This window comes from Aeromicrobium camelliae (assembly GCF_003850045.1).
In the GTDB taxonomy this organism is placed as follows: domain Bacteria; phylum Actinomycetota; class Actinomycetes; order Propionibacteriales; family Nocardioidaceae; genus Aeromicrobium; species Aeromicrobium camelliae.
This window is the reverse complement of the sequence record NZ_RQJX01000030.1, coordinates 1-22,364: the sequence shown is the minus strand read 5'-3', so window position 1 is coordinate 22,364 and position 22,364 is coordinate 1. Positions and strand designations below refer to the sequence as shown.

At 70.2% G+C, this 22,364-nt stretch carries 22 protein-coding genes; 16 read left to right on the top strand and 6 right to left on the bottom strand.

Annotated features, from left to right (window positions below):
• The coding region (locus EHW97_RS15095) for a DUF222 domain-containing protein (protein WP_124237999.1) at positions 1-955 on the bottom strand (955 nt) is incomplete at its 3' end.
• 218 nt (positions 956-1,173) lie between these two features.
• Entirely contained in the window at positions 1,174-2,457 is a 1,284-nt protein-coding gene (locus EHW97_RS15090; RefSeq protein ID WP_166367539.1) for a lytic transglycosylase domain-containing protein, read from the bottom strand.
• Positions 2,458-2,599: 142 nt separating this feature from the next.
• Between EHW97_RS15090 and hemL the strand changes: the two genes are divergently transcribed.
• Genes hemL through ccsB form a run of 6 tightly spaced genes read left to right on the top strand, consistent with a single transcriptional unit; the run spans position 2,600 to position 8,416 of the window.
• Positions 2,600-3,916, top strand: a complete 1,317-nt coding sequence (hemL, locus tag EHW97_RS15085) for a glutamate-1-semialdehyde 2,1-aminomutase (RefSeq protein WP_243696478.1) — start codon at positions 2,600-2,602, stop codon at positions 3,914-3,916.
• Between the two features lie 19 nt (positions 3,917-3,935).
• Positions 3,936-4,586 carry a histidine phosphatase family protein gene (locus EHW97_RS15080; protein WP_124237996.1) on the top strand — a complete coding sequence of 217 codons (651 nt, stop codon included), beginning with the start codon at positions 3,936-3,938 and terminating at the stop codon, positions 4,584-4,586.
• On the top strand, positions 4,586-5,158 hold the full coding sequence (locus EHW97_RS15075) for a TlpA family protein disulfide reductase (protein WP_124237995.1): 573 nt from the start codon (positions 4,586-4,588) through the stop codon (positions 5,156-5,158). Before EHW97_RS15080 ends, EHW97_RS15075 begins: the two co-directional genes overlap by 1 nt.
• 23 nt (positions 5,159-5,181) lie before the next feature.
• Positions 5,182-5,901 carry a cytochrome c biogenesis CcdA family protein gene (locus EHW97_RS15070; RefSeq protein ID WP_124238001.1) on the top strand — a complete coding sequence of 240 codons (720 nt, stop codon included), beginning with the start codon at positions 5,182-5,184 and terminating at the stop codon, positions 5,899-5,901.
• The gene (resB, locus tag EHW97_RS15065) at positions 5,898-7,487 is read left to right on the top strand and encodes a cytochrome c biogenesis protein ResB (RefSeq protein ID WP_124237994.1); all 1,590 of its coding nucleotides are present in this window, start codon (positions 5,898-5,900) and stop codon (positions 7,485-7,487) included. The genes EHW97_RS15070 and resB overlap by 4 nt, the downstream gene beginning before the upstream one ends.
• Complete coding sequence (gene ccsB / locus EHW97_RS15060; protein ID WP_124237993.1) at positions 7,484-8,416, top strand: c-type cytochrome biogenesis protein CcsB; 933 nt, start codon at positions 7,484-7,486, stop codon at positions 8,414-8,416. The genes resB and ccsB overlap by 4 nt, the downstream gene beginning before the upstream one ends.
• A gap of 16 nt (positions 8,417-8,432) precedes the next feature.
• Here ccsB and EHW97_RS15055 read toward each other — a convergent pair whose 3' ends face one another.
• Positions 8,433-8,693: a PLD nuclease N-terminal domain-containing protein gene (locus EHW97_RS15055; RefSeq protein WP_124237992.1), complete on the bottom strand. Its 261-nt coding sequence runs from the start codon at positions 8,691-8,693 to the stop codon at positions 8,433-8,435.
• A gap of 37 nt (positions 8,694-8,730) precedes the next feature.
• On the opposite strand from EHW97_RS15055, the gene EHW97_RS15050 reads away from it, so the two are divergent.
• Positions 8,731-8,997: a DUF4229 domain-containing protein gene (locus tag EHW97_RS15050; RefSeq protein ID WP_124237991.1), complete on the top strand. Its 267-nt coding sequence runs from the start codon at positions 8,731-8,733 to the stop codon at positions 8,995-8,997.
• Positions 8,978-10,069, top strand: coding sequence for a PLP-dependent cysteine synthase family protein (locus EHW97_RS15045; protein ID WP_124237990.1), 1,092 nt, complete (start codon positions 8,978-8,980; stop codon positions 10,067-10,069). The genes EHW97_RS15050 and EHW97_RS15045 overlap by 20 nt, the downstream gene beginning before the upstream one ends.
• On the opposite strand, the gene EHW97_RS15040 is transcribed toward EHW97_RS15045, so the two are convergent.
• Positions 10,027-10,305: a helix-turn-helix domain-containing protein gene (locus EHW97_RS15040; RefSeq protein ID WP_124237989.1), complete on the bottom strand. Its 279-nt coding sequence runs from the start codon at positions 10,303-10,305 to the stop codon at positions 10,027-10,029. The two genes, EHW97_RS15045 and EHW97_RS15040, sit on opposite strands and share 43 nt — an antisense overlap.
• A gap of 63 nt (positions 10,306-10,368) precedes the next feature.
• Here EHW97_RS15040 and map point away from each other — a divergent pair, with 63 nt between their 5' ends.
• Positions 10,369-11,139 carry a type I methionyl aminopeptidase gene (map, locus tag EHW97_RS15035; RefSeq protein WP_124237988.1) on the top strand — a complete coding sequence of 257 codons (771 nt, stop codon included), beginning with the start codon at positions 10,369-10,371 and terminating at the stop codon, positions 11,137-11,139.
• Here map and EHW97_RS15030 read toward each other — a convergent pair.
• Entirely contained in the window at positions 11,136-12,023 is an 888-nt protein-coding gene (locus EHW97_RS15030; RefSeq protein WP_124237987.1) for a 1,4-dihydroxy-2-naphthoate polyprenyltransferase, read from the bottom strand. The two genes, map and EHW97_RS15030, sit on opposite strands and share 4 nt — an antisense overlap.
• 37 nt (positions 12,024-12,060) lie before the next feature.
• Here EHW97_RS15030 and EHW97_RS15025 point away from each other — a divergent pair, with 37 nt between their 5' ends.
• Both EHW97_RS15025 and EHW97_RS15020 read left to right on the top strand, forming a co-directional pair.
• Complete coding sequence (locus EHW97_RS15025) at positions 12,061-13,068, top strand: AMP-binding protein (protein ID WP_243696477.1); 1,008 nt, start codon at positions 12,061-12,063, stop codon at positions 13,066-13,068.
• A gap of 112 nt (positions 13,069-13,180) precedes the next feature.
• Positions 13,181-14,641 (top strand): MDR family MFS transporter, encoded by a 1,461-nt coding sequence (locus EHW97_RS15020; RefSeq protein WP_208002082.1) that lies wholly within the window; start codon positions 13,181-13,183, stop codon positions 14,639-14,641.
• A 7-nt stretch (positions 14,642-14,648) separates the two neighbouring features.
• On the opposite strand, the gene EHW97_RS15015 is transcribed toward EHW97_RS15020, so the two are convergent.
• Positions 14,649-15,311: an SDR family oxidoreductase gene (locus EHW97_RS15015; RefSeq protein ID WP_124237985.1), complete on the bottom strand. Its 663-nt coding sequence runs from the start codon at positions 15,309-15,311 to the stop codon at positions 14,649-14,651.
• Between the two features lie 37 nt (positions 15,312-15,348).
• On the opposite strand from EHW97_RS15015, the gene EHW97_RS15010 reads away from it, so the two are divergent.
• The 5 genes from EHW97_RS15010 (at position 15,349) to EHW97_RS14990 (ending at position 22,116) form a co-directional block, all read left to right on the top strand.
• Positions 15,349-16,296 carry an o-succinylbenzoate synthase gene (locus EHW97_RS15010; RefSeq protein ID WP_124237984.1) on the top strand — a complete coding sequence of 316 codons (948 nt, stop codon included), beginning with the start codon at positions 15,349-15,351 and terminating at the stop codon, positions 16,294-16,296.
• A complete protein-coding gene (menD, locus tag EHW97_RS15005) occupies positions 16,293-17,840 on the top strand; it encodes a 2-succinyl-5-enolpyruvyl-6-hydroxy-3-cyclohexene-1-carboxylate synthase (protein WP_124237983.1) in 1,548 nt (515 codons plus the stop codon). The genes EHW97_RS15010 and menD overlap by 4 nt, the downstream gene beginning before the upstream one ends.
• A gap of 16 nt (positions 17,841-17,856) precedes the next feature.
• Positions 17,857-18,963: an NAD(P)/FAD-dependent oxidoreductase gene (locus EHW97_RS15000; protein ID WP_124237982.1), complete on the top strand. Its 1,107-nt coding sequence runs from the start codon at positions 17,857-17,859 to the stop codon at positions 18,961-18,963.
• Between the two features lie 64 nt (positions 18,964-19,027).
• On the top strand, positions 19,028-20,623 hold the full coding sequence (locus EHW97_RS14995) for a GMC family oxidoreductase (RefSeq protein ID WP_124237981.1): 1,596 nt from the start codon (positions 19,028-19,030) through the stop codon (positions 20,621-20,623).
• The gene (locus EHW97_RS14990; RefSeq protein ID WP_124237980.1) at positions 20,623-22,116 is read left to right on the top strand and encodes an aldehyde dehydrogenase family protein; all 1,494 of its coding nucleotides are present in this window, start codon (positions 20,623-20,625) and stop codon (positions 22,114-22,116) included. Before EHW97_RS14995 ends, EHW97_RS14990 begins: the two co-directional genes overlap by 1 nt.
• Positions 22,117-22,364 lie beyond the last annotated feature (248 nt).

The following is a 22,364-nucleotide window of genomic DNA, read 5'->3' as shown; positions in this document are numbered from 1 at the left end:
TGCAGGTGCCGTCGCGGAAGCGGATTGCGTTGCGTAGGTGGTGCGAGGGGTATCGGCCGTCGTAGCGGGTGGCGAGGATGTTCTCGCTGTCGTCGGTGGTGAGCCGGTACCAGAACGGGTTGCCGCTCTCGGCGAGTGTGCGGAGCACGTTGGCGGGGATGATCCAGTCGCGGTCGGCGCTGATCGCCGGCTGGTCGTCGATTCCTGCCAGGGTGGAGGCGGGCACCATGACGCCGATCGCCATGTTCGGCGTGCGTGCGGGTTCGTTGTCGAGGTCGATGTGGTCGAGCGCGTCCACGAGCAGGTCGGCGCGGCGCTGGGCGATTGTCCGGTTGTCCTCACTCAGTGACTTCGCTGCGTGGTCGAGTCGCTGATCGATCCCCGCGAGCACGTAGGACGGGAGATTTTCGGCGTAGAGGCTGCCGGTGCCGTCGTCATCGTGGTGGATGGTGACTGATCGTTCGGCGACGATGTCCTCGTACCGTTTCTCGACTTCGACGGGTTCGTGGCGTGCGATGAACCGCTTCACCCATTGCCGTAGCTCTCCGACGGTGTGGGTGGCCGCGTAGGCGACCGATCGTGCGTCGAGCCGCGCGATCGAGCGCTCTTTGGTCAACTTCCATGCGCCGTTCGCGAGCACTGACACCCGTGCGGCATCGATCTCGCCCGTGCTGAACGCCTTCCACACGTTCGGCAGGTCATCACGCGCGGTCTCCGCCTCATGAATTCGGTTCGACACCTGGTGTTCGGACCAGCCGTTCGCCTGCGCCATTGCCGACCGGACGGCGGCCAGCGCGAGGTCCTGCTGCTGCGGTTCCACCTCCCGCTCGATCCGAGCGCGTTCGGTATCGAGGAACTGGAGCATTTCGGCCCAGATGCGGTGCTCGGTTCGGGCACGCTCGACCTGCAGTTCACCCATGAAGGTGAGGCGCTGGTCGCTCGTTTCCCCGATCATGTTCCTAATCTACAGAAGGCCACCGACACTTTTCGGCCCTTGTGCACAGCACCTGACCAAGTGGTCGAGTAGGCCGAAGCTCGACGACGGCCTACCGTGACCAAGCCGCGTGAGGTGTGGTCTCGATACGCGGCTCGTTCCTCGCCGCTACTCGACCACCGAGGAAAGCGAAGGGGCCGTGACCACGTGATCACGACCTCTTCGCTCTTCGGCTCGACTCAGTAACCGAACTGCGCCATGCACCTCCTGTAGGTGCCGAACGCGTGGCGGGGCAGGCATGCAGCGTTCGCCACCACCCAGTCGACTGCGCCGACGACGCCGTCCACCACGCCGGTGACCGCATCGACGACGGGTTCAACAACCGGGACGCCCTCGGTGCCATTGCGGAGGCCTTCGGTGATGGGCTGGGTCGCATTGCCCAACACGGCGCCACCGCCGCCTGGGGCAGGCGGCGCCGGGACGCCCGGGACCGGCGTGCCACCGCCGCCGGGGCCGCCGTCGCCACCTCCGTCGCCGCCGGTGCCGCCGCCACCACCGCCGCCGACGGAGCCGCCGGGGGTGGTGCCGGGCTGCTGGCCGGAGGCCGGGGCGCCCGGCGCGGCGCCGCCGCCCTGCTGCTGCTCGGCGCGCTGGCGGGCCTGCTCAGCCGCCTTGGCGCGCTCAGCCGGCGTCATGGTCTGGTCACGCTCGTAGCTGGTGAGGATCGAGGACCGCGAGCTGCCCGTGGGCATCGTCGTGAAGTTGCCCTTGCTGTACGCGTCGGAGATCTTCAGCACGAGCTCGACGTACTCGTCGGAGTTGTTGTAGCGCTTCACCGCAGCGGCGGCGTCGTCGCGCGTGGAGAGGTCGCCGTCGCCGGCGCAGAGGTAGATCGCGGCTGCCGTGGCGGCGTCGGAGATGTTCTGCGGGTTCTTCTCGCCGTTCTGATCGGCGTCGATGCCGACGGACTTCCACGTCGTGGGGATGAACTGCATCGGCCCGACGGCGCGGTCGTACTCGGTGTCCTTGTCGAGCGTGCCCTGGTCGGTGTCGCGGATGAGGGCGACGCCGTTCTTGCCGTTGAGCGGCACACCGTAGATACCCGGCTTGGCGTTGCCGTCCGAGTCGAGCGTGTTGCCGTTGACCCGGCCGTGGTCGGACTCGACGCGGCCGATAGCGGCGACGAGGTGCCACGGCAGGTTGCAGGCTTTGTCGGCCTGGCCGAGGAGTCCGGCGGCGCGACGGTAGGCGTTGTGCGCGACCTGCGGGATGCCGTCGGAGTCGAGGGAGGCGAGCGTGCCTTCGGCGCCGGCTTTGGGATCGATGCCCGCAGGCGCCTTCTCGACGCTCGCCGGCTCCTCGAAGGCGGTGTCAGGCACCTTCGGGATGGGCCCGTACTCGCCGTCGGCGCTGGCCAGACCCGGACCGGTGACCGCGACGGTCGTGGCGCCGATCAGCAAGGTGGCCGGCACGACCGCAGCGACGCGCTGCCAGCGCGGTAACGAACGCCAAGTGCTGCTCACGGTGGTTCTCCCTCCCCGGTGACGTGCGATCCCTCTCACACCGTAACCGGAAGTTGCTGTGACGTACCACTCAACGAACCGGCGACCAAGAGGTTACGGGGCGCTCCGCGTCCGGTTTTCCTGAGCCGGGACAATGGGAGGCGTGTCCACCGAGCGATCCGCAGCACTCTTCGACCGCGCACGACGTGTTTCGCCCGGCGGGGTGAACTCCCCGGTCCGGGCCTTCAAGGCCGTCGGGGGCACTCCCCGCTTCATGGAGCGAGGGGAGGGGGCCTGGCTCACCGACGTCGACGGCAACCGGTACGTCGACTTCGTCGGCTCCTGGGGCCCGATGCTGCTCGGCCACGCGCACCCCGCCGTCATCGACGCGGTGCAGCAGGCCGTCTCCCGCGGCACCTCGTTCGGCACGCCGGCCGAGCCGGAGGTGCGCCTCGCGGAGGCGATCGTGGAGCGGACGTCCGCCGAGGAGGTGCGCCTCGTGTCGTCCGGCACCGAGGCGACCATGTCGGCCATCCGCCTCGCCCGCGGCTTCACCCGCCGCGACCGCGTCGTGAAGTTCGCGGGTTGCTACCACGGCCACGTCGACGCGCTCCTCGCCGAGGTGGGCTCGGGCGTCGTCACGCTCGGCATCCCCGGAACGCCCGGCGTCCCGGCGCACGTCACCGCGGACACCATCGTCCTGCCCTACAACGACGTCGCCGCCGTCGAGGCCGCGTTCGCCGAGTACGGCCGGGACATCGCTTGCATCATCACCGAGGCCGCGCCCGGCAACATGGGCCTCGTCCCGCCGTTGCCCGGTTTCAATGCCGCCCTGTCACGGATCGCCGCGGAGCACGGTGCCCTGCTGATCAGCGACGAGGTCATGACCGGTTTCCGCGCCGCGCGCTCCGGGCATTGGGAGCTCGACGGCAAGGTGGAGGGCTGGGCGCCCGACCTCGTCACGTTCGGCAAGGTCATGGGCGGCGGCTTCCCGGCCGCGGCGTTCGGTGGCCGACGCGACGTCATGGAGCAGCTCGCCCCCGCCGGTCCGGTCTACCAGGCCGGCACGCTGTCGGGTAACCCCGTCGCCACGACCGCGGGCCTGACCACGCTCGAGCTGGCCACCCCCGAGCTGTACGAGAACCTGCTCGCCACCTCCCACGAGGTGCGCCGTCTCGTCTCCGAGGCGCTCGCCGCCGCGGGCGTCACCCACCGCATCCAGGCCGCCGGAACGATGTTCAGCGTCATGTGGGGTGTCGAGGACGCCGTGACCGACTTCGCCGGCGCGCAGCGTCAGGACACCGCCGCCTTCGCGGCGTTCTTCACGTCGATGCTCGACCAGGGCGTCTACCTCCCGCCGAGTGCCTTCGAGACCTGGTTCGTCTCGGCGGCTCACGACGAGGAGGCCCTGTCTACACTGGCTGCGGCCCTGCCGACGGCTGCGGCGGCCGCCGCTCGTGCCGTCGATGGCCGCCCGTGACCGCGAACCGAGGGACCCGATGAGCACCAGGACGACCGTTCACCTCATGCGCCACGGCGAGGTGCACAACCCCGCCGGAGTCCTCTACGGCCGGCTGGCGGGCTACAACCTCTCCGAGCTGGGGCAGGAGATGGCCGCGACCGTGGCCGAGGCGTTCAAAGAGCGCGACATCACGCACCTCGTCGCCTCGCCGCTGGAGCGTGCGCAGGAGACCGCCCAACCGCTCGCGGACATCCTCAAGCTCCCGATCCACAACGACGAGCGCGTGATCGAGGCGTCCAACAAGTTCGAGGGCAAGACGTTCGGTGTGGGCGCCGGTGCGCTGCGCCGCCCGGCCAACTGGCTGCTCGTCTGGAACCCGTTCCGTCCCTCCTGGGGCGAGCCGTACCGCCAGATCGCCAAGCGCATGGAGTTGGCGATCAACGACGCGCGCGACGCCGCCCGCGGCCACGAGGCCGTCATCGTCTCCCACCAGCTGCCGATCTGGATCGCCCGGCGCGCCTACGAACGGGCGCGCTTCGCGCACGATCCGCGCAAGCGCCAGTGCTCGCTGGCGAGTGTGACGTCATTGGTCTTCGAGGACGACCGGTTCGTGTCGCTCAGCTACAGCGAGCCGGCTGGGCATCTCATCCCGGACGCCCTGCGCGGAAAGTTCGTCGGAGGCGCCTGATGCGTCGTGCTGTTCGGGCCGCGTTCGTCGCGGCGCTCCTGGTCGTGCTCACCGCCGCCTGCGCCGGCGTGGAGGAAGGCGGAACCGACGGCTATATCAGCGGCGACGGCACCATCACCACCCTCGACCCGGCGGACCGGGAGAAGGCCCCGGAGCTGAGCGGCGTCGACCTCGAGGGCGAGGAGATCTCCACCGCCGACTTCGCCGGTCAGACGATCGTGGTGAATCTGTGGGGCTCGTGGTGCCCGCCGTGCCGCAAGGAGATGCCGATGCTCAAGGAGGTGTCCGATCAGTACGCCGACAAGAACGTGCAGTTCCTCGGCCTGCTGACGCAGGACACGCCGGCCGCGGCCAAGGCCTTCAACGAGAAGATCGGCATCAGCTACCCGAGCATCGTCGACGACGCCGGCGAGAACCAGCTGGCGTTCGCCGATTCCTTGCCCTCGCAAGCCATCCCGACGACGTGGATCCTCGATGAGAAGGGACGCGTCGCGGCGCGCATCCTCGATCCGGAGCTCGACGCGAGCACGCTGGCCGATCTCATCGAGTACGTCCGGAAGAGCACCCAGTGACCGACGGGTTCGGCGACGCAGTGATGTCCGGGTCGCTCGCGGTGGCGATCCCCGTGGCGGCCTTCGCCGGACTGGTCTCGTTCTTCTCGCCGTGCGTACTCCCGCTCCTGCCCGGCTACCTCTCATACGTTTCCGGCGTCGGTGTGCAGGACCTCCGCACCGGCAAACGCGGGCGGCTCGCTCTCGGAGCCCTGCTGTTCGTGCTCGGCTTCACCCTGGTCTTCGTCGCCGGCGGCGCGTTGTTCGGTGCCGCGGGTCAACGTCTGCGGCCCTACGGCGACACGCTCACGATCGTGGCCGGCGCGCTGCTCATCGTGCTCGGTCTGGCGTTCCTCGGTCTGATCCCGGGCCTGCAACGCGAGTGGCGCATCAAGCGCGCGCCCGCCGTCGGGCTCGTCGCCGCGCCGCTGCTGGGTGTCGTCTTCGGGATCGGGTGGACGCCCTGCCTCGGTCCCACCCTCTCGGCCGTCCTGATCCTCGCCGGCAACGAGGGCACCGCGTCGCGCGGCGCCCTCCTGACGCTCGTCTACGGGCTCGGGCTCGGCATCCCCTTCGTGCTCGCCGCGTTGTTCTTCGCGCGGTTCATGGGCGCGCTCGAGTTCGTCAAGCGGCATCAGCGCGCGGTCGCCATCGCCGGCGGCGCGCTGCTCATCGCCACGGGGCTGCTGATGGTCACCGGGGTGTGGAACGAGATGGTGATGCAGTTGCAGCAGTGGGCCGCCGGATTCGAGGTGGCCGTATGAGCGCCCCGACCCGCGAGCGCCGTGCGTCCGAGCTCGCGCCGCGTGAGTTCCTGCGGTGGATGTGGCGCCAGCTCACGTCCATGCGGACCGCGTTGTTCCTGCTGCTCCTGCTCGCGGTCGCCGCCGTGCCCGGGTCGTTCATCCCGCAGCGTGGCGTCGACGAGCGGGCCGTCGAGGTCTACGTCATGGACCACCCGACGATGGCGCCGATCCTCGACGCGCTCGGCTTCTTCTCGGTCTACTCCTCGCCCTGGTTCAGCGCGATCTACCTGCTGCTGATGGTCTCGCTGATCGGCTGCATCGTGCCGCGGATGGCGGTCTACGCCAAGGCACTGCGCGCGCGTCCGCCGCGGGCCCCACGCAACTTCTCACGCATGCCCGCGTCGGGCACGTTCGAGACCTCCGCGTCCGTCGAGGAGGTCATGCACGCGGGCCGCCGCGTGCTGGGACGAGCCCGCATCGACGTCGTCGACGACGCCGGTAGCGGGACCACCGAGTTGCGTGCCGAGAAGGGCTACCTGCGCGAACTCGGCAACCTCGTCTTCCACGTCAGCATCGTGGTGGTGCTGGTGGGTGTCGCGGTCGGTTCGCTGTGGGGCTATCGCGGCGCCGTCATCGTCACCGAGGGCGAAGGGTTCTCCAACACGCTGAGCCAGTACAACGAGTTCTCGTCCGGACCGCTGTTCGACGCCGAGGATCTGCCGCCGTTCAGTTTCCGGGTCGACCGGATGATCGCGGAGTTCCAGCCTGAGGGCCCGCAGCGCGGTGCGCCCAAGCTGTTCCAGGCCGACGTCACCTACACCGAGCGCCCCGGCGAGGACCCCGAGCAGTACGAGATCTACGTGAACCACCCGTTGTCGCTCGACGGCGGCAGCGTGTTCCTCGTGGGTCAGGGGTACGCCCCGGTCCTGCGGGTCACCGATGCCACCGGCGAGGTGGTCTTCGACGACGCCGTGGTGTTCCTGCCCAGCGACGGCTCGTACGAGTCGCAGGGCGTCATCAAGGTTCCCGACGCGCAGCCCGAGCAGATGGGCTTCCAGGGCTTCTTCCTGCCGACCGCCGTCTCTGCCGGCGACGGGGCCCCGTCCACCTCGATCTACCCCGGGGCGGTCAACCCGCTCGTCGGCCTGCGCATGTGGACGGGCGACCTCGGCCTGGACGAGGGAGTGCCGCAGTCGGTCTACGTCCTGGAGAAGGACACGATGACGCCGGTCAACGACGAGAACGGCGAGCCGTTCAACATCAGCCTCAGCCCCGGGCAGGTGCAGGAGCTGCCCGGCGGCGGGTCCATCGAGTTCGTCGAGCTCAAGCGGTTCGCTCGTCTCCAGGTCGCGCAGACCCCCGCGATGACCCTGCCGCTGGCCGGCGTGAGCGTGGGCGTTCTCGGCCTCATCGCCTCGCTCATGGTCCGGCCGCGCCGGACGTGGATCCGGGCCCGGGCGGGTGAGGGCGGCTCGCCTACAGTGGTAGAGGTCGCCGCACTCGATCGGGTCCCGCGCGACGAACTCCCCGAGGAGATCGACGACTTCCTGGCCCAGTTCCGCGCGGAGCTGGGCGACAGCACGCCGGAGGAGAGCCGAGCATGAGTCTCGAGCAGTACGCCCAGTTCTCGAACTACGCGATGGTCTCGGCCACGTGTGTTCTCGCCCTCGCGTTCCTCGCGCACGTCGCCGAGTGGGCGCTGGCCCGCAAGGTCGAGGCGAGCGAGCGCGCCCTGGTGGGAGCCGACGGGCAGGACATCACCCCTCCCGTCGATGCTCCGGCCGATCCGGTCACCGAGCGCTTGTCGCGCGTCGGCGTACTGCTGACCGGCCTCGCGGCCGCCATCCTCGTCGCGAGCGTCATCGCACGCGGGCTCGCCGCGGAGCGCGTGCCGTGGGGCAACATGTACGAGTTCGGCCTCGCGGGCACCATGATCGCGCTGGTCGTCTACCTCGTGCTCGTCCGCACCAACGGCGTGCAGTGGCTCGGCGGCATCGTGTCGGGCTTCGGCCTCGTCGTCCTCGGCATGTCGATCTCCACGTACGTCCCGGCCGGCCCGCTCGTGCCGGCGCTGCATTCGTACTGGCTTGTCATCCACGTCGCCGCGGTGATGCTCGCCGGCGGGCTCTTCCTCGTCGGCGCTGCCGCCTCGGTGCTGTACCTCATCCGCTCGCGTTCGGAGGAGCGCGGCACGGTCGGCCCGGTCCTGCGTCGCTTCCCGGCGTCGGCCGTCATGGACAAGATCGCGTACCGCGTCAACGCCGCGGCGTTTCCGCTGTGGACGTTCGGCTCGCTCATCGCGGGACCGATCTGGGCGCACTACGCCTGGGGCCGCTACTGGGGCTGGGACCCCAAGGAGGTCTGGGCCTTCATCACCTGGGTCGTCTACGCGGGCTACCTGCACGCGCGGGCCACGGCCGGGTGGAAGGGACGCCGCGCCGCGCTCTTCTGCCTCATCGGCTTCGCGACCTTCTTGTTCAGCTACTACGGCGTGAACCTCTTCGGCTCGGGCCTTCACTCCTACGCGAAGTGACCGGCCCGGCCGACGCTCACAGGCCGCGGAGGTAGTCCGGGTCGTCGTCGGGGCCGCGAGGGCCCGGGCGCCACGTGTTGCGCGGGCCGGACGGCCGCTGGCGCACCTGCCCGAAGAAGATCCACAGCAGGGCGCCGCCGTACGGGAAGACCAGGATCAGGGCGATCCACGCGAGTTTCGGCAGGTGCCGGACGCGCTCCTTCGGGGCGGCGATCACGTCGAACAGCGCGTAGACGACGAGGACGACCCACACCACGATCAGAAGCGCCTTGCCCATACGTCGAGATTACTGCCCGCCCCGTAGAGTTCGCCCTATGAAGGTCTTCTGGCTCTACACCTTCGCCCGGCTCGGCGTCTTCCTCAGCTGCTATCTCGCCACCTGGCTCGTGGCCGGACTGCTGTTCGACGGAGTGCTGTTCCTCAACCTGTGGGTGCTGCTCATCGCGCTGGTGATCTCCTCGATCATCTCGGTCATCGCGCTGGCTCCGCTGCGTGAGCGCCTCGCGCTCAAGTTGCAGGACCGCGCGACCTCGATCAACCAGCGCCTCGAGGAGTCCCGGCGTGCCGAAGACGTCGACTGAGCTTCGCGCCTGGATCGACGACGCGATCGGGCGCGTCGAGGCGGACGCCAATCGCAGCGCGGACACCCATCTGCACACGTTCCAGATCGCGACGCCCGGCGTCGACCTCTATCTCAAGGACGAGTCCGTCCACCCCACGGGGAGTCTCAAGCACCGACTCGCCCGCTCGCTGTTCCTCTACGCCCTGTGCAACGGCTGGCTCACCCCGGACACGACGGTCATCGAGGCCTCGAGCGGTTCGACCGCCGTCAGTGAGGCGCACTTCGCGCGGCTCATCGGGTTGCCGTTCGTCGCGGTGATGCCCGCCTCGACGAGCCCGGAGAAGATCGCGCTGATCGAGTTCGAGGGTGGGCGCTGTCACCTCGTCGACGACCCGTCGACGGTGTACGACGAGGCTCGGCGCCTCGCCCGCGAGTGCGGCGGGCACTACATGGACCAGTTCACCTACGCCGAGCGTGCGACGGACTGGCGGGGCAACAACAACATCGCGGAGTCGATCTTCGCCCAGATGTCCGCCGAACCGCACCCGATCCCGAGGTGGATCGTCGTGAGCGCCGGCACCGGCGGCACGTCCGCCACCATCGGCCGGTTCATCCGCTACCGGCGGCATGCCACGCGTCTGCTCGTGGCCGACCCGGAGAACTCCGCCTTCTACGACGGCTGGGACAGCGACTCCTCCGATGTGGTCACGCAGGTGCCGGGGCGCATCGAGGGGATCGGTCGCATGCGCGTCGAGCCGTCGTTCGTCGGCGGGGTGGTCGACGACATGATGCGGGTGCCCGACGCGGCGTCGATCGCGACCATGCGGTGGGTGTCGGCCAAACTCGGGCGCCTCGTCGGCGGTTCGACCGGCACGAACGTGTGGGCGGCGCTCCAGCTCGCCGGCACGATGCATCAGGACGGGCAGCAGGGCTCGATCGTCACGCTGTTGTGCGATGGCGGCGAGCGGTACGCCCGAACCTGCTTCGACGACGCCTGGCTCAGCGCCCAGGGGATGGACATCGCGCCGTACGCGGACGCCCTCCGGCGTTACGAGGAGACCGGCGAGCTCGTGCCGCCGCGCTCCGCCTGACTGATCTCGTCCCACACCGCGTCGAGCGACAGCCCGAGGACCTGAGCGATCGCGGCGATCGTCGGGAAGGCCGGAGTGGCGATGCGCCCCGACTCGATCTTGCGGAGCGTCTCCGGCGAGACGCCGGCATCGAGCGCCGTCTCGAGGATGGAGCGGTCGCCCCGTGCCCGGCGGAGCAGAGCGCCGAGGCGCTCGCCGCGGGCGATCTCGGCGGGGGTGAGCGGCAGCCTGACCATGCGCCGATTGTAGTACCGGTATGATATGACCGGTATTGTTATCCGAATCGGCGGAGGGCCCTGATGATCGAGATCCTGAGCGATGCGCAGGTGGCGCGGGCACGGGCGACCGGCGCCCTCGTCGCCGAGATCCTGCACACGCTGCGAGACCGCAGTACCCCCGGCACGAATCTGCTCGAGATCGACCGGTGGGCGGCGGGGATGATCGCCGACGCGGGAGCGCAGTCCTGTTACGTCGACTACGCGCCGTCGTTCGGTCGCGGGCCGTTCGGCCACTACATCTGCACGGGCGTCAACGACACGGTGTTGCACGGCCGCCCCCGCGATCGGACGCTCGCTGACGGCGATCTCCTGACGCTCGACCTCGCGGTCACGTTGCACGGGGTGGCGGCCGATGCAGCCATCAGCTTCGTCGTGGGCGCCGTGGACGAGCCGAAGAGCGGGGCGCTGATCGAGACCACAGAGAAAGCGCTCGAGGCGGGCATCGCCGCGGCCGTCCCGGGCGCGCGGATCGGCGACATCTCGCACGCCATCGGCCAGGTGCTCAGCAGCGCGGGCTACCCGATCAACACGCAGTTCGGTGGACACGGCATCGGTACGACGATGCACCAGGACCCGCATGTGTCGAACACCGGACGGCCGGGCCGGGGCTATCGGCTTCGTCCGGGCCTGATGCTCGCGCTGGAGCCCTGGGTCATGGAGGACACAGACGAGCTCGTGGTGGACTCCGACGGGTGGTCGCTGCGTAGCGCGACCGGGTGCCGTACGGCGCATAGCGAGCACACGATCGTCATCACCGACGACGGAGCCGACGTGCTCACCCGCCGGGCCTAGAACGAGCCGATGACCAGCCCGGCGGTGAGCCCGACGGCGTAGACGAGTTCGAGGAGTCCCGAGTCGCGCAGTACCGGGATCAGCTCGCGTCCCGTGGCGCCCGACCCGATCACGCGGACCGCCCGGATCGCGAGCGGCGCCGCCACGAGGGCGAGCAGCGCCCACCACGTCGTCAGCGCGGCGCAGACGACGGCAGCGATCAGCGCGACCTGCACGAGGACCACGTAGAAGCGGCGCGAGCCTCGGTCGCCGAGCACCACCGCGAGGGTGCGTTTGCCGGACTCGGTGTCGGTCGGGATGTCCCGGAGGTTGTTGGCGACGAGGATGGCGCAGGCGAGTGCTCCCACCCCGATCGCCGCGGCCACGCTGGCTCGGGTGATGTTCTCGGTCTGCACGAACGTGGTGCCCATGACGGCGACGAGTCCGAAGAACACGAAGACGCTGACCTCGCCGAGCGCCCGGTAGCCGTACGGGTTCGGCCCGCCGGTGTACGTCCACGCGGCCAGGATCGCCGCCGCCCCCACCAGCAGCAGCCACCAGGAGGTGGTCGCCGCCAGCACGAGTCCGAAGAGGGCCCCGAGGGCGAGGAAGCCGAGAGCGGCCGCCTTCACCTTGCCCGGCGACACGAGACCGGATCCGACCAGGCGCAGCGGGCCGACGCGGTCGGCATCGGTGCCGCGGATGCCGTCGGAGTAGTCGTTGGCGTAGTTGACACCGATCTGCAGCGACAGGCTCAGTCCGAGCGCGAGGAGCGCCTTCCATCCGACGAAGCCGTCGGCGTACACCGCGGCTCCGGTTCCGGCCAGGACGGGGGCGACGGCGGCGGGCAGGGTGCGCGGTCGCGCTCCCTCGATCCACAACCGGGTCGTGCTCGGGGTGCTCACCCGGTCGAGTCTGCCACTGTCACTAGGCTGGCCGACGATGGAACCCTCGCTGCGCCCCGTCACCGGCACCGCCCGCGAGATCCACGCGCTGCTGGAGCCGTGGGTCGCTGAGGGCGGCGCGCCGCTCGTCGTGCGCACCTCGGGCAGTACGGGCCATCCCAAGGACGTCGTGCTGTCCCACGGCGCGATCCTGGCGTCGGCGCGAGCCACCCTCGAGCGGCTCGGCGGCCCTGGGCAATGGATCAGCGCGCTGCCAACCACGGCGGTCGGCGGGCTCCAGGTCCTGGTGCGGTCGATCCTCGCCGGTGAACCTCCGGTGTTCGCCGACGAGCACCCGTCCATCCCCGACGCGGTGGCGGCGATGACCGGTCCGCGGCGGTACGCCTCGTTCGTCCCGACGCAGCTGTTCCGGCTCCTGGCGTCCGACGACGCCGCGGCACTCGCCGATCTCGACGCGATCCTGCTCGGTGGCGCGGCGGCCCCGGCCGAGCTGCTGGCGCGCGCCCGCGAGCTCGGCATCACCGTCGTCCGGACGTACGGGATGAGCGAGACGAGCGGCGGCTGTGTCTACGACGGCATGCCGCTCGACGGGGTGCGCATGCGCATCGGTGACGGGGGCATCGTCGAACTCGCCGGACGCATGCTCTTCGACGGATACGCAAGCGAACCGCGCACGGGGGAGTGGTTTCGGACCTCCGACCTCGGCGAGATCGGCACCGACGGGCGGCTTCGCGTGCTGGGCCGCGCCGACGACATGGTCGTGTCCGGCGGAGTCAACGTCCCGCTCCCGGCCGTCGAGGAGGCGGTGCGCGCGCTGCCGAGCGTCCAGGACGTGGCCGTGGTCGGTGTGCCGGACGAGGAGTGGGGCACGCGTGTCGTCGCCGCCGTCGTCGGCGTGACAGAACTCGACACCGTGCGTGACGCCGTCGTCGCCGCCGGACACCCGCGCGCGTGGGCACCTCGCCAGCTCCTCACGCTCGACGAGCTCCCACTCCTGCCGGGCGGCAAGATCGATCGTCTGGCGCTGCGACGTCTTGCGGCGTGACCGATCTCCCAGGCTCGAACGGCCGAACTGTCGGTGCCACCCGTTATCGTGGGCAGGCCGGCCACTCGGCCGAGTCCGCTCTTTTTTTCGCATCCATGAGGTGAGTTCTGCCGTGTCTGCTCCCGCCCCCGCGGCTCCGACCAAGCTGGAGCGCGAGCACGTCATCCTGATCGGGGTGCTGCTCGTCGCGAGCTTCGTGGTGATCCTCAACGAGACGGTCATGAGCGTGGCGATCCCCGTGCTTCAGGAGGACCTCGGCATCGAGCCGAGCGTCGGCCAGTGGCTCACGACGGCCTTCCTGCTGACGATGGGCGTCATCATCCCGCTCACCGGGTTCCTCATCGAGCGCATCCCCACGCGTCAGCTGTTCATCCTCGCGATGAGCCTGTTCACCGCCGGCACGATTCTCGCTTTCTTCGCACCCGGCTTCGGCGTGCTGCTCACCGCCCGCGTCATCCAGGCGTCAGGCACCGCGATCATGATGCCGTTGCTCATGACGACGATCCTGACGATCGTGCCGCCCGAGCGCCGCGGCGTGATGATGGGCAACATCACGATCGTCATCTCGGTCGCGCCTGCGCTCGGTCCTACGGTGTCCGGTCTGATCCTCGATCACTTCGGCTGGCGCTGGATCTTCGGCCTCGTCGCGCCCATCGCGGTGCTCGCCCTCGTGCTCGGCGCGAAGTACGTCGTCGAGGTCGGGGAGCGTTCCCGCACTCGCGTCGACCTGTTGTCGGTCCCGTTGGCCGTCGTCGGTTTCGGCGGGGTCGTCTACGGCCTCTCCTCGATCGGCAAGTCCGCCGGCGGCAGTGGCGTGCCGTTGTGGGTTCCGTTCGTCGCCGGCGGCCTGGCCCTGGTCACCTTCCTCATCCGTCAGGTGGCGCTGCAGCGGGAGGATCGGGCTCTGCTCGACCTGCGAGTGTTCGGCTCGCGTCAGTTCACGCTGGCGATGCTCGCGCTCGCGGTCGGCTTCGGCATGCTCATGGGCACGCTCATCCTCGTCCCGTACTTCGCCCAGCAGGTGCTCGGGTACGGTGCGGCCGAGACCGGCCTCGTGACGCTGCCGGGCGGCATCCTCATGGGTCTCGCCGGTCCGGTCGTGGGCCGGCTGTACGACGCCTACGGGCCGCGTCCGATCACGCTGCCGGGCACCCTCCTGGTCTCGGGCGGCATCTGGATGCTCGTGATGGTCGACACCGACACCCCCGCGTGGTGGCTCGTCGTGTCCAACATCGGCATCAGTGTCGGTCTCGCCGCGACCTTCACCCCGGTCATGACCGCCGGTCTCGGCTCGGTGCCCGCGCGCCTCTACTCGCACGGGTCCGCGACGCTGGGCACCTTCCAGCAGGTCGCGGGGGCTGCGGGCACCGCGATCCTGGTGTCGCTCATGACCGTGGTCGCCCGCGGATCGAGCGGCGGGGTCGCCGACCCCGACGGCATCGTCGACGGCGTCCGCGCGGCGTTCACCGTGGCCGGCTTCCTGTCGTTCGCCCTCATCGCGGTGTGCCTGTTCGTCCGGCGTCCCGCGCAGGAGCAGGCCACCGAGGCCGAGCCGGTCGCCGAGCAGGTCTGAGCCGCGCTCAGGCGGTGACGGCGGCGGTGACCGCCTCGGCGATCGGGGTGGTCCCGCCGACGAGCTCCCACTGCTTGCCGGTCGTGCGGTTGTCGTCGAGCACGGACGCGATGACCGCGGCGACATCGGCGCGCGGGATGTCCCCGCGCTCCACCTCGGGCGCGAGCGTCACCTTGCCGGTCGGCTCGTCGTCGGTAAGGCCGCCGGGGCGCAGGATGGTCCAGCGCAGCGAACTCTCGCGCAGCGCGATGTCAGCGTCGCGCTTGGCGTGGACGTACGCCGTCCAGACATCGCCCGCGTCGTCCGGCAGTTCCTGATCGACGCCGATCGCGGACACCTGGACGAAGCGCTCGATGCCGATCTTCTCGGCGGCGGCGATGGACTTGAGGGACCCCTCCAAGTCCACCGTGCGCTTGCGCTCGATGTTCCCGTCCGGGCCGCCGCCCGCGGCGAACACCACGGCGGCACATCCCTCGAAGACAGCGGCGAAATCGTCGACATCGGAGTTCTCGATGTCGAGCAATCGGGTCTTCGCACCCAGTGGCGTGAGGTCCTCGGCCTGCTGCGGATCGCGGATGAGCGCGACCGGCTGGTGGCCGGCGTGGACGAGCAGTGTAATGAGGTGGCGGGAGACCTTGCCGTGTCCCCCGACGATCGCAATGGCAGCCATGTCTTTCACGGTAGCGGCAAGTCGCTACAGTCGTCGGGTGCAGTTCCGGACCTTCGCCATCGACATGCCGACGCGCTTTCGCGGCGTCAACCGTCGCGAGGGCATGGTCGTGCGCGGCGACGTGGGCTGGGCGGAGTTCAGCCCCTTCCTCGACTACAGCGCCGCCGAGTGCGTGCCCTGGTACCAAGCGACCCTCGATTCGGCCAACCGGCCCTGGCCTGACCGCGTCCGCGACCGCGTCCCGGTGAACGTCACGGTCCCGGCCGTCGACCCCGAACACGCCGCGCGGATCGTTCTCGGCAGCACGTGCCGCACCGCCAAGGTCAAGGTCGCCGAACGCGGCCAGACCCTCGCCGACGACATCGCCCGCGTCGAAGCCGTCCGCGACGCCCTGCCGCTGGGTGGCCAGTTGCGGATCGACGCGAACGGCGCCTGGGAGGTCGGCGAGGCGGTCAAGGCCATCCGCAAGCTCGACAAGGCCGCGCAGGGGCTGGAGTACGTGGAGCAGCCGTGCGCCACCGCCAAGGAGTTGGCGGAAGTGCGCAAGAAGGTCGACGTGCGCGTCGCCGCCGACGAGTGCATCCGGCGCTCGGGCGACCCGTTCCGCGTCCGCGACCTCCACGCCGCCGACATCGCCGTGCTCAAGGTGCAGCCGCTCGGCGGCATCCACGCCTGCTTCCGCATCGCCGAGCAGATCGACATGCCGGTGGTGGTGTCGAGCGCGGTGGAGACGTCCATCGGCCTCGCCGCGGGCGTCGCGCTCGCCGCGGCCCTTCCGGACCTGCCGTTCGCGTGCGGACTCGCAACCACCTCGCTGCTGGCCGGCGACGTCGTGGCCGAGCCGCTGCGACCGATCGACGGGTACCTGCCCGTCATCCGGCCGCAGCTGGACGAGGTGGCGTTCGCGAAGGTGGCGGCTCCGCCCGAGATCGAAGAACGCTGGCAGACCCGCCTCGAGGCGGTGCGAGAAGAGCTCGACGAATGAGTGAGCAGCGCGCCGTCGACGTGGCTCAGCGGCTGGTCGGGCTCCTGCTCGGTCGCGGTGTCACGGACGTCGTGCTCTCACCCGGGTCCCGCTCCGGACCGCTCGCCCTCGCGCTGCACGCCGCCGACCAGCAGCGCCTTCTGCGGCTCCACGTGCGCGTCGACGAGCGGGAAGCCGCTTTCCTGGCGCTCGGCCTCGCCAAGGCGTCCCAACGCCCGGTGCCGGTCATGACGACCTCCGGCACGGCGGTCGCCAACCTTCATCCCGGATTGCTCGAGGCTCTACACGCACAGGTCCCGGTGCTGGCGGTGACGGCCGACCGTCCCGCGCGGCTGCGGGGGACCGGGGCCAACCAGACCACCGATCAGCGGGCGATCTTCCCGGGTATTCCTTACGTCGACGGACTCGACCGACTTCCGGCCGTGTGGACGCACGGACCGGCTCACCTCAACCTCGAACTCGACGAACCGCTCGTCGAGCCGATCGCCTGGGAGTTCGCGCCGCAGGAGTGGCAGACCGACGTTGCGCCGCGAGCCGTCACGCGGCTGCCGGGCGGACCGCGGACCGTGGTGGTGGCCGGCGACGACTCCGGCCCGGAGGCGGCCGAGCTGGCGGAGCGGGCCGGATGGCCGCTGCTCGCCGACCCGAGCTCGGGAGCGCGCTTCGGGCCGAACGCGCTCACCGCCTACCGTCTCCTGCTCGCGCAGGAGTCGCTGTCCGGCGCCGTCGAACGCGTCGTCTCCTTCGGACACGCGACCCTGTCGCGGCCCGTCACGCGGCTGCTGAGCCGGACCGACATCGACATCGTGCACATCGGTGACCAGTCGACCTTTCCCGGTCCCGCCACTGCGAACGTGCGTTTCGCCGAGGGCGTCGAGCCCGAGGCAGCAGGAGACGAGGCCTGGCTCGCGGCATGGCAGGAGGCCGACGAGCGCGTGGTGGCGGCGTTGCCGGCCGCGCCGGTGTTCGAGGTCGCGCGCGCCGTGTGGGACGCCGTCGGCGAGGACGGGCTGCTGTACGTCGGCTCCTCCAACCCGGTGCGCGACCTGGACCTCGTGGCCCGCCCGGCGTCGGCCGCGCGCCTCGTCCTCGCCAACCGCGGTCTTGCCGGAATCGACGGCGTCCCCGCGTCGGCGATCGGTGCCGCGCTCGCGCAGGCCGAACGGCGGGCGATCGCCTATCTGGGCGACCTGACCTTCCTCCACGGCAGCAACGGACTGCTCATCGGCCCGAGCGAGCCGCGCCCCGACCTCACCATCGTGGTCGCCTCGGACGACGGCGGCAGCATCTTCTCCACCCTGGAGCAGGGAGCGCCGGAGTACGCCGCCGCCTTCGAGCGGGTGTATGCCACCCCGACGGGCGCGGACATCGCGGCGCTGTGCGCCGGGTACCGCGTGCCCCACCGGCGCGTCGCCCCCGGCGACCTGACAGCGGCCCTGGCGGAACCGTGCGCCGGTCTTCGCGTGCTCGAAGTGCCCGTGCCGCGCCACGATCGCCGCGCGCTGGCGGAGGCGTGCGCTCGCGCCGCGCGCGACGCCGTCTGACGCTACCGTCGATCGCATGACTTCCCCCTCCGCGGACATCGCCGTCGTCGGCGCGGGCATCCTCGGCCTCGCCACCGCCTTCGAACTGCAGCGCCGAGGCGCGCGGGTCACGCTCTACGAGACCGGCCGGCCCGGACAGGGGCAATCGGCGGGGCAATCGCGCATCTTCCGCCACGCGCACGCCGACCCGCGTCTCGTCGACTACGCGGTGACGGCGCGCGGGATCTGGCGGGAGTGGAGTGAGCTGCTCGGCCAGGACCTCATCGCCCCGGACGGCGCCCTCGCCATCGGCCCGAAGGTGGCCGACCAGCACGCGCTCCTCGACGAACACCCAGGCGTGGACGCGCGGCTCGTCGACGCCGACGAGCTCCGCGCACGGCTTCCCGTGGTCGCTGACTACGACGGCCCCGTGATGCTGGACGCCGGCGGCGGATCGATCGCCACGCTGACGGCGATCGCGCTGTTGAGCGAACGGTTGGATGAGGCGCTCGTCCGCGACCACGTGCTCTCGGTGCGCCAGCTCGGGGCACAGGACGTCGAGGTGCGTACCGGCACCGGGCTGCGGCACCACGACGCGGCCGTGATCTGCGCCGGACGCGGGACGCCCTCGCTCGCCCGCGGGCTCGGGCTCTCGCTGCCGGTGGAGCAAGGTGCTCACGTGCGAGTCTCCTTCCGCCCGCGCACCGACGTGCCCAGCCTCGCCACGTTGCAGGACACCAGCGGCGCCTTCGGTGAGTCCGGTGTCTACGCCGCTGCCGCGGAGGATCGCAGCCGTTACGGCGTCGGCCTGGCCGCCGCCGTGCCCGTCGGTGAAGACGGCACGATGCTCGCACCGGAGGGGCTGGCCGAGCATGTGCAGCGAGTGGTGGCCTACGTCGGGCGCGCCCTTCCCGGGCTCGACCCCGAGCCTCTCGACTATGTGCACTGCTGGGTGACCCGTCTGCCTTGGGGCGACGACGGTGTCGCGGTGTGGACCGCGGACGACGTGGCCCTGGTCGCCGGCCACAACCTCTTCAAGCATGCGCCCGCGCTCGGACGTGACCTTGCGGCGACGGTGCTCGACGGTGCCGTCCCGGCGCTGCTGCGACCGGAGAACCGGCTCGGCGAGGCCGTCGCATCGTGACAGTGGTTGTGTCACGGATCACAGCCGTCTAGGTTGGGGCCAGTCGTGACAGTGAGGAGCGACCATGGCCGAGGTCGAAGCGTTCGACTACATCATCATCGGAGCGGGCAGCGCCGGGGGAGTCCTCGCCGCGCGCCTCACGGAGGACCCGCAGGTGCGCGTTCTCCTGCTGGAGGCCGGCCCCGAGGACGATGACGACATGATCCGGATTCCCGCCGGGTTCTCGTCGTTGTTCAAGACACGGTGGGACTGGAACTACTGGACGGTGCCCCAGAAGCATCTCGCCGGCCGCCGTGCGGACTGGCCGCGCATGAAGGCTCTCGGCGGCTGCTCGTCGATGAACGCGATGATCTACATCCGCGGGCATCGCGCCGACTACGACGGCTGGCGTGACGAGTACGGCGCCGAGGGCTGGGGCTACGACGAGGTCCTCCCGTACTTCATCCGCTCCGAGGGCAACACCCGGCTGGCCTCCCCGTTCCACGGGGCGGACGGGCCGCTGCGCGTCGAGGACCGTCGGTTCACCCACGAGCTCAGCCATGCGTTCGTCGAGTCGGCCGTCGCCGCAGGTCTCAAGCGCAACGACGACTTCAACGGCGCCACGCAGGAGGGCGCGGGTCTCTACCAGGTGACGCAGTATCGGGGACGTCGATGGTCGGTCGCCGACGCGTACATCCGGCCCGCCCAGTCACGCCCCAACCTCACCGTGCGCACCGAGGCGTTCGTCACCCGCATCCTCCTCGACGGACACGGGGAGCCGCGGGCGACGGGCGTCGAGTACTCGCGCGCCGGAGTCGTCGAGCAGGCGCGGGCGGAGGCCGAGGTCATCCTCAGCGGCGGCGCGATCAACAGCCCGCAGGTGCTGATGCTGTCGGGCATCGGCCCCGGTGCGCATCTGCGCGAACACGGCATCGACGTGCGCGTCGACTCGCCCGGAGTCGGACAAGGCCTCCAGGACCATCCGGTGGCGGGAACGATCATCGAAACCCACGGCACGAGCGACCTCGCCGAAGCACAGACGCTCGGCAACCTCATGCGCTGGCAAGCCACCCGCACCGGGCCGCTGGTGTCGAACATCGGCGAGGCCGGGGCGTTCTTCGCGACGCGGGACGACATCACGGCCCCCGACATCCAGATCCACGTCGCGCCGACCGGTTTCTACCACAACGGCATCCACGAGCCGGTGCGGCGCATGGTCACCATCGCGCCCACCCTCGTCGACGTTCACAGTCGCGGCCAGTTGCGGCTCCGCTCGGCCGATCCGCGCTGGCATCCGCACATCGACCCGCAGTACTTCGACGATCGTCGCGACCTGGACGCGATGGTGGCCGGATTCCGTCGGGTCCTCGACATCGCCTGGCAGGGCGCCCTCGCCTCCTACCTGCGCACGCCGTTCGAGCCGTCAGTGCGCGAACCCAGTGATGATCAGCTCGTCGACGTCATCGGGCGGCTCGCACAGACCCTCTACCATCCGACCTCCACGTGCGCGATGGGCACGGTGGAGGGGAGTGTGGTCGACCCGGCGCTTCGCGTCTACGGCGTCCGCGGCCTGCGCGTCGTGGATGCGTCCGTGATGCCGAAGGTCGTCCGCGGCAACACCAACGCCCCGACCGTCATGATCGCTGAGAAGGCCGCCGATCTCATCGCTGGAGGAGCCTGATGAACGCCGAGAAGTTCGAGTCCCTCAATCCCGCCACCGGCGACGTCGTCGCGACCCACCCGGTCCACACGGCCGAGGACGTCGCGGAAGCCGTCGCCCGAGCCCGGCACGCCTCGGCGTGGTGGGCCGAGATCGGCTTCGAGGGGCGCAAGGAGTTCCTCCTGCGCTGGCGCAGCGTCATCACGCGACGCATCGAGCAGATCGCCGACCTGGTTCACCGCGAGACCGGGAAACCGCACGGCGACGCGCTGCTGGAGATCGGCATCGCCATCGATCACATCGACTGGGTGGCCAAGCGCGCCAGCAAGATCCTCGGTCGTCAGAAGGTCTCGTCCGGCCTGCTCATGTCCAACCAGGTCTCCACGGTCGAGTACCGGCCGCTCGGCGTCGTCGGCGTGATCGGGCCGTGGAACTACCCGGTGTTCACGCCGATGGGCTCGATCGCCTACGCCCTCGCCGCCGGCAACGCGGTCGTCTTCAAGCCGAGCGAGTACACGCCGACGGTCGGGCAATGGGTCGTGGACACGTTCACCGAGGTCCTCGAAGGCGCTCCGGTGCTGCAGCTGGTCACGGGCTTCGGGGAGACCGGGCATGCGCTGTGCACCTCGGGCGTCGACAAGCTCGCCTTCACCGGTTCCGCGGCGACGGGCAGGAAGGTCATGGCGGCGTGCGCGGAGACTTTGACCCCCGTGGTGATCGAGGCCGGCGGCAAGGACGCCCTCATCGTCGACGCCGACGCGGACCTCGCGGCCGCTGCCGACGCAGCGCTGTGGTCGGGCATGTCCAACGCCGGACAGACGTGCATCGGCACTGAGCGGGTGTACGTCCACGAGAAGGTCTTCGAGCCGTTCATGGAGGAACTGGTCCAACGGGCGCGCGAGCTGCGCCCCGGCTACGACGACGGGGCCGCGTACGGTCCTGCGACGATGCCCTCGCAGCTCGAGATCATCCGGCGGCACATCGAGGACGCGATCGCGCGCGGCGGACGCGCGGTCGTCGGCGGTCCGGACGCGGTCGACGACCGCTATGTGCAGCCCACCATCCTCACGCACGTCCCGGAAGATTCGGCCGCGGTGACCGAGGAGACGTTCGGCCCGACGTTGGTCGTGAATCCGGTGGCCAGCATGGAGGAGGCCGTCGAGCGGACGAATGCGACGTCGTACGGCCTGGCCGGAGCGGTGTTCGGGCGGAAGAACGCCGAGCGCATCGCCCGGGACATCCGCTCGGGCATGACGTCGGTGAACTCGGTCATCTCGTTCGCCGCGGTGCCGGGCCTTCCGTTCGGCGGGATCGGCGATTCGGGCTTCGGGCGCATCCACGGCCCCGACGGGCTGCGCGAGTTCACCTACCCCAAGTCCGTGACGGTGCAGCGGATGAAGCCGCCGTTGGCGCTCACGACCTTCACTCGGAACCAGAAGACCGAGGGGATGTTCGCCAAGCTGCTCACCGTCCTCTACGGCGGCAAGAGCACCTTGCCGCCGCGTCGCCGGTAGCCGTGTCCCTGAGGCCACCGAGCCCTCTACTCCCGCAGCACCGTCTCACCCACGCGCCACGCCCATTCCTCACCGAGGGGCAGCGACTCGGCGTGGTCGAAGGTCTTGAGTTTGTGATGGTGCCGCACAACGCCCAGAGGTTGTCGCCTGAGGTCGGGCCGTCGGGGAGTGGACGTTCCTATAGTGCGTCAAGTGCTTTGAGGTCGGCTTTGAGTGCTCCGTGGAGTTCTCGGGCGATGAGTCGTTTC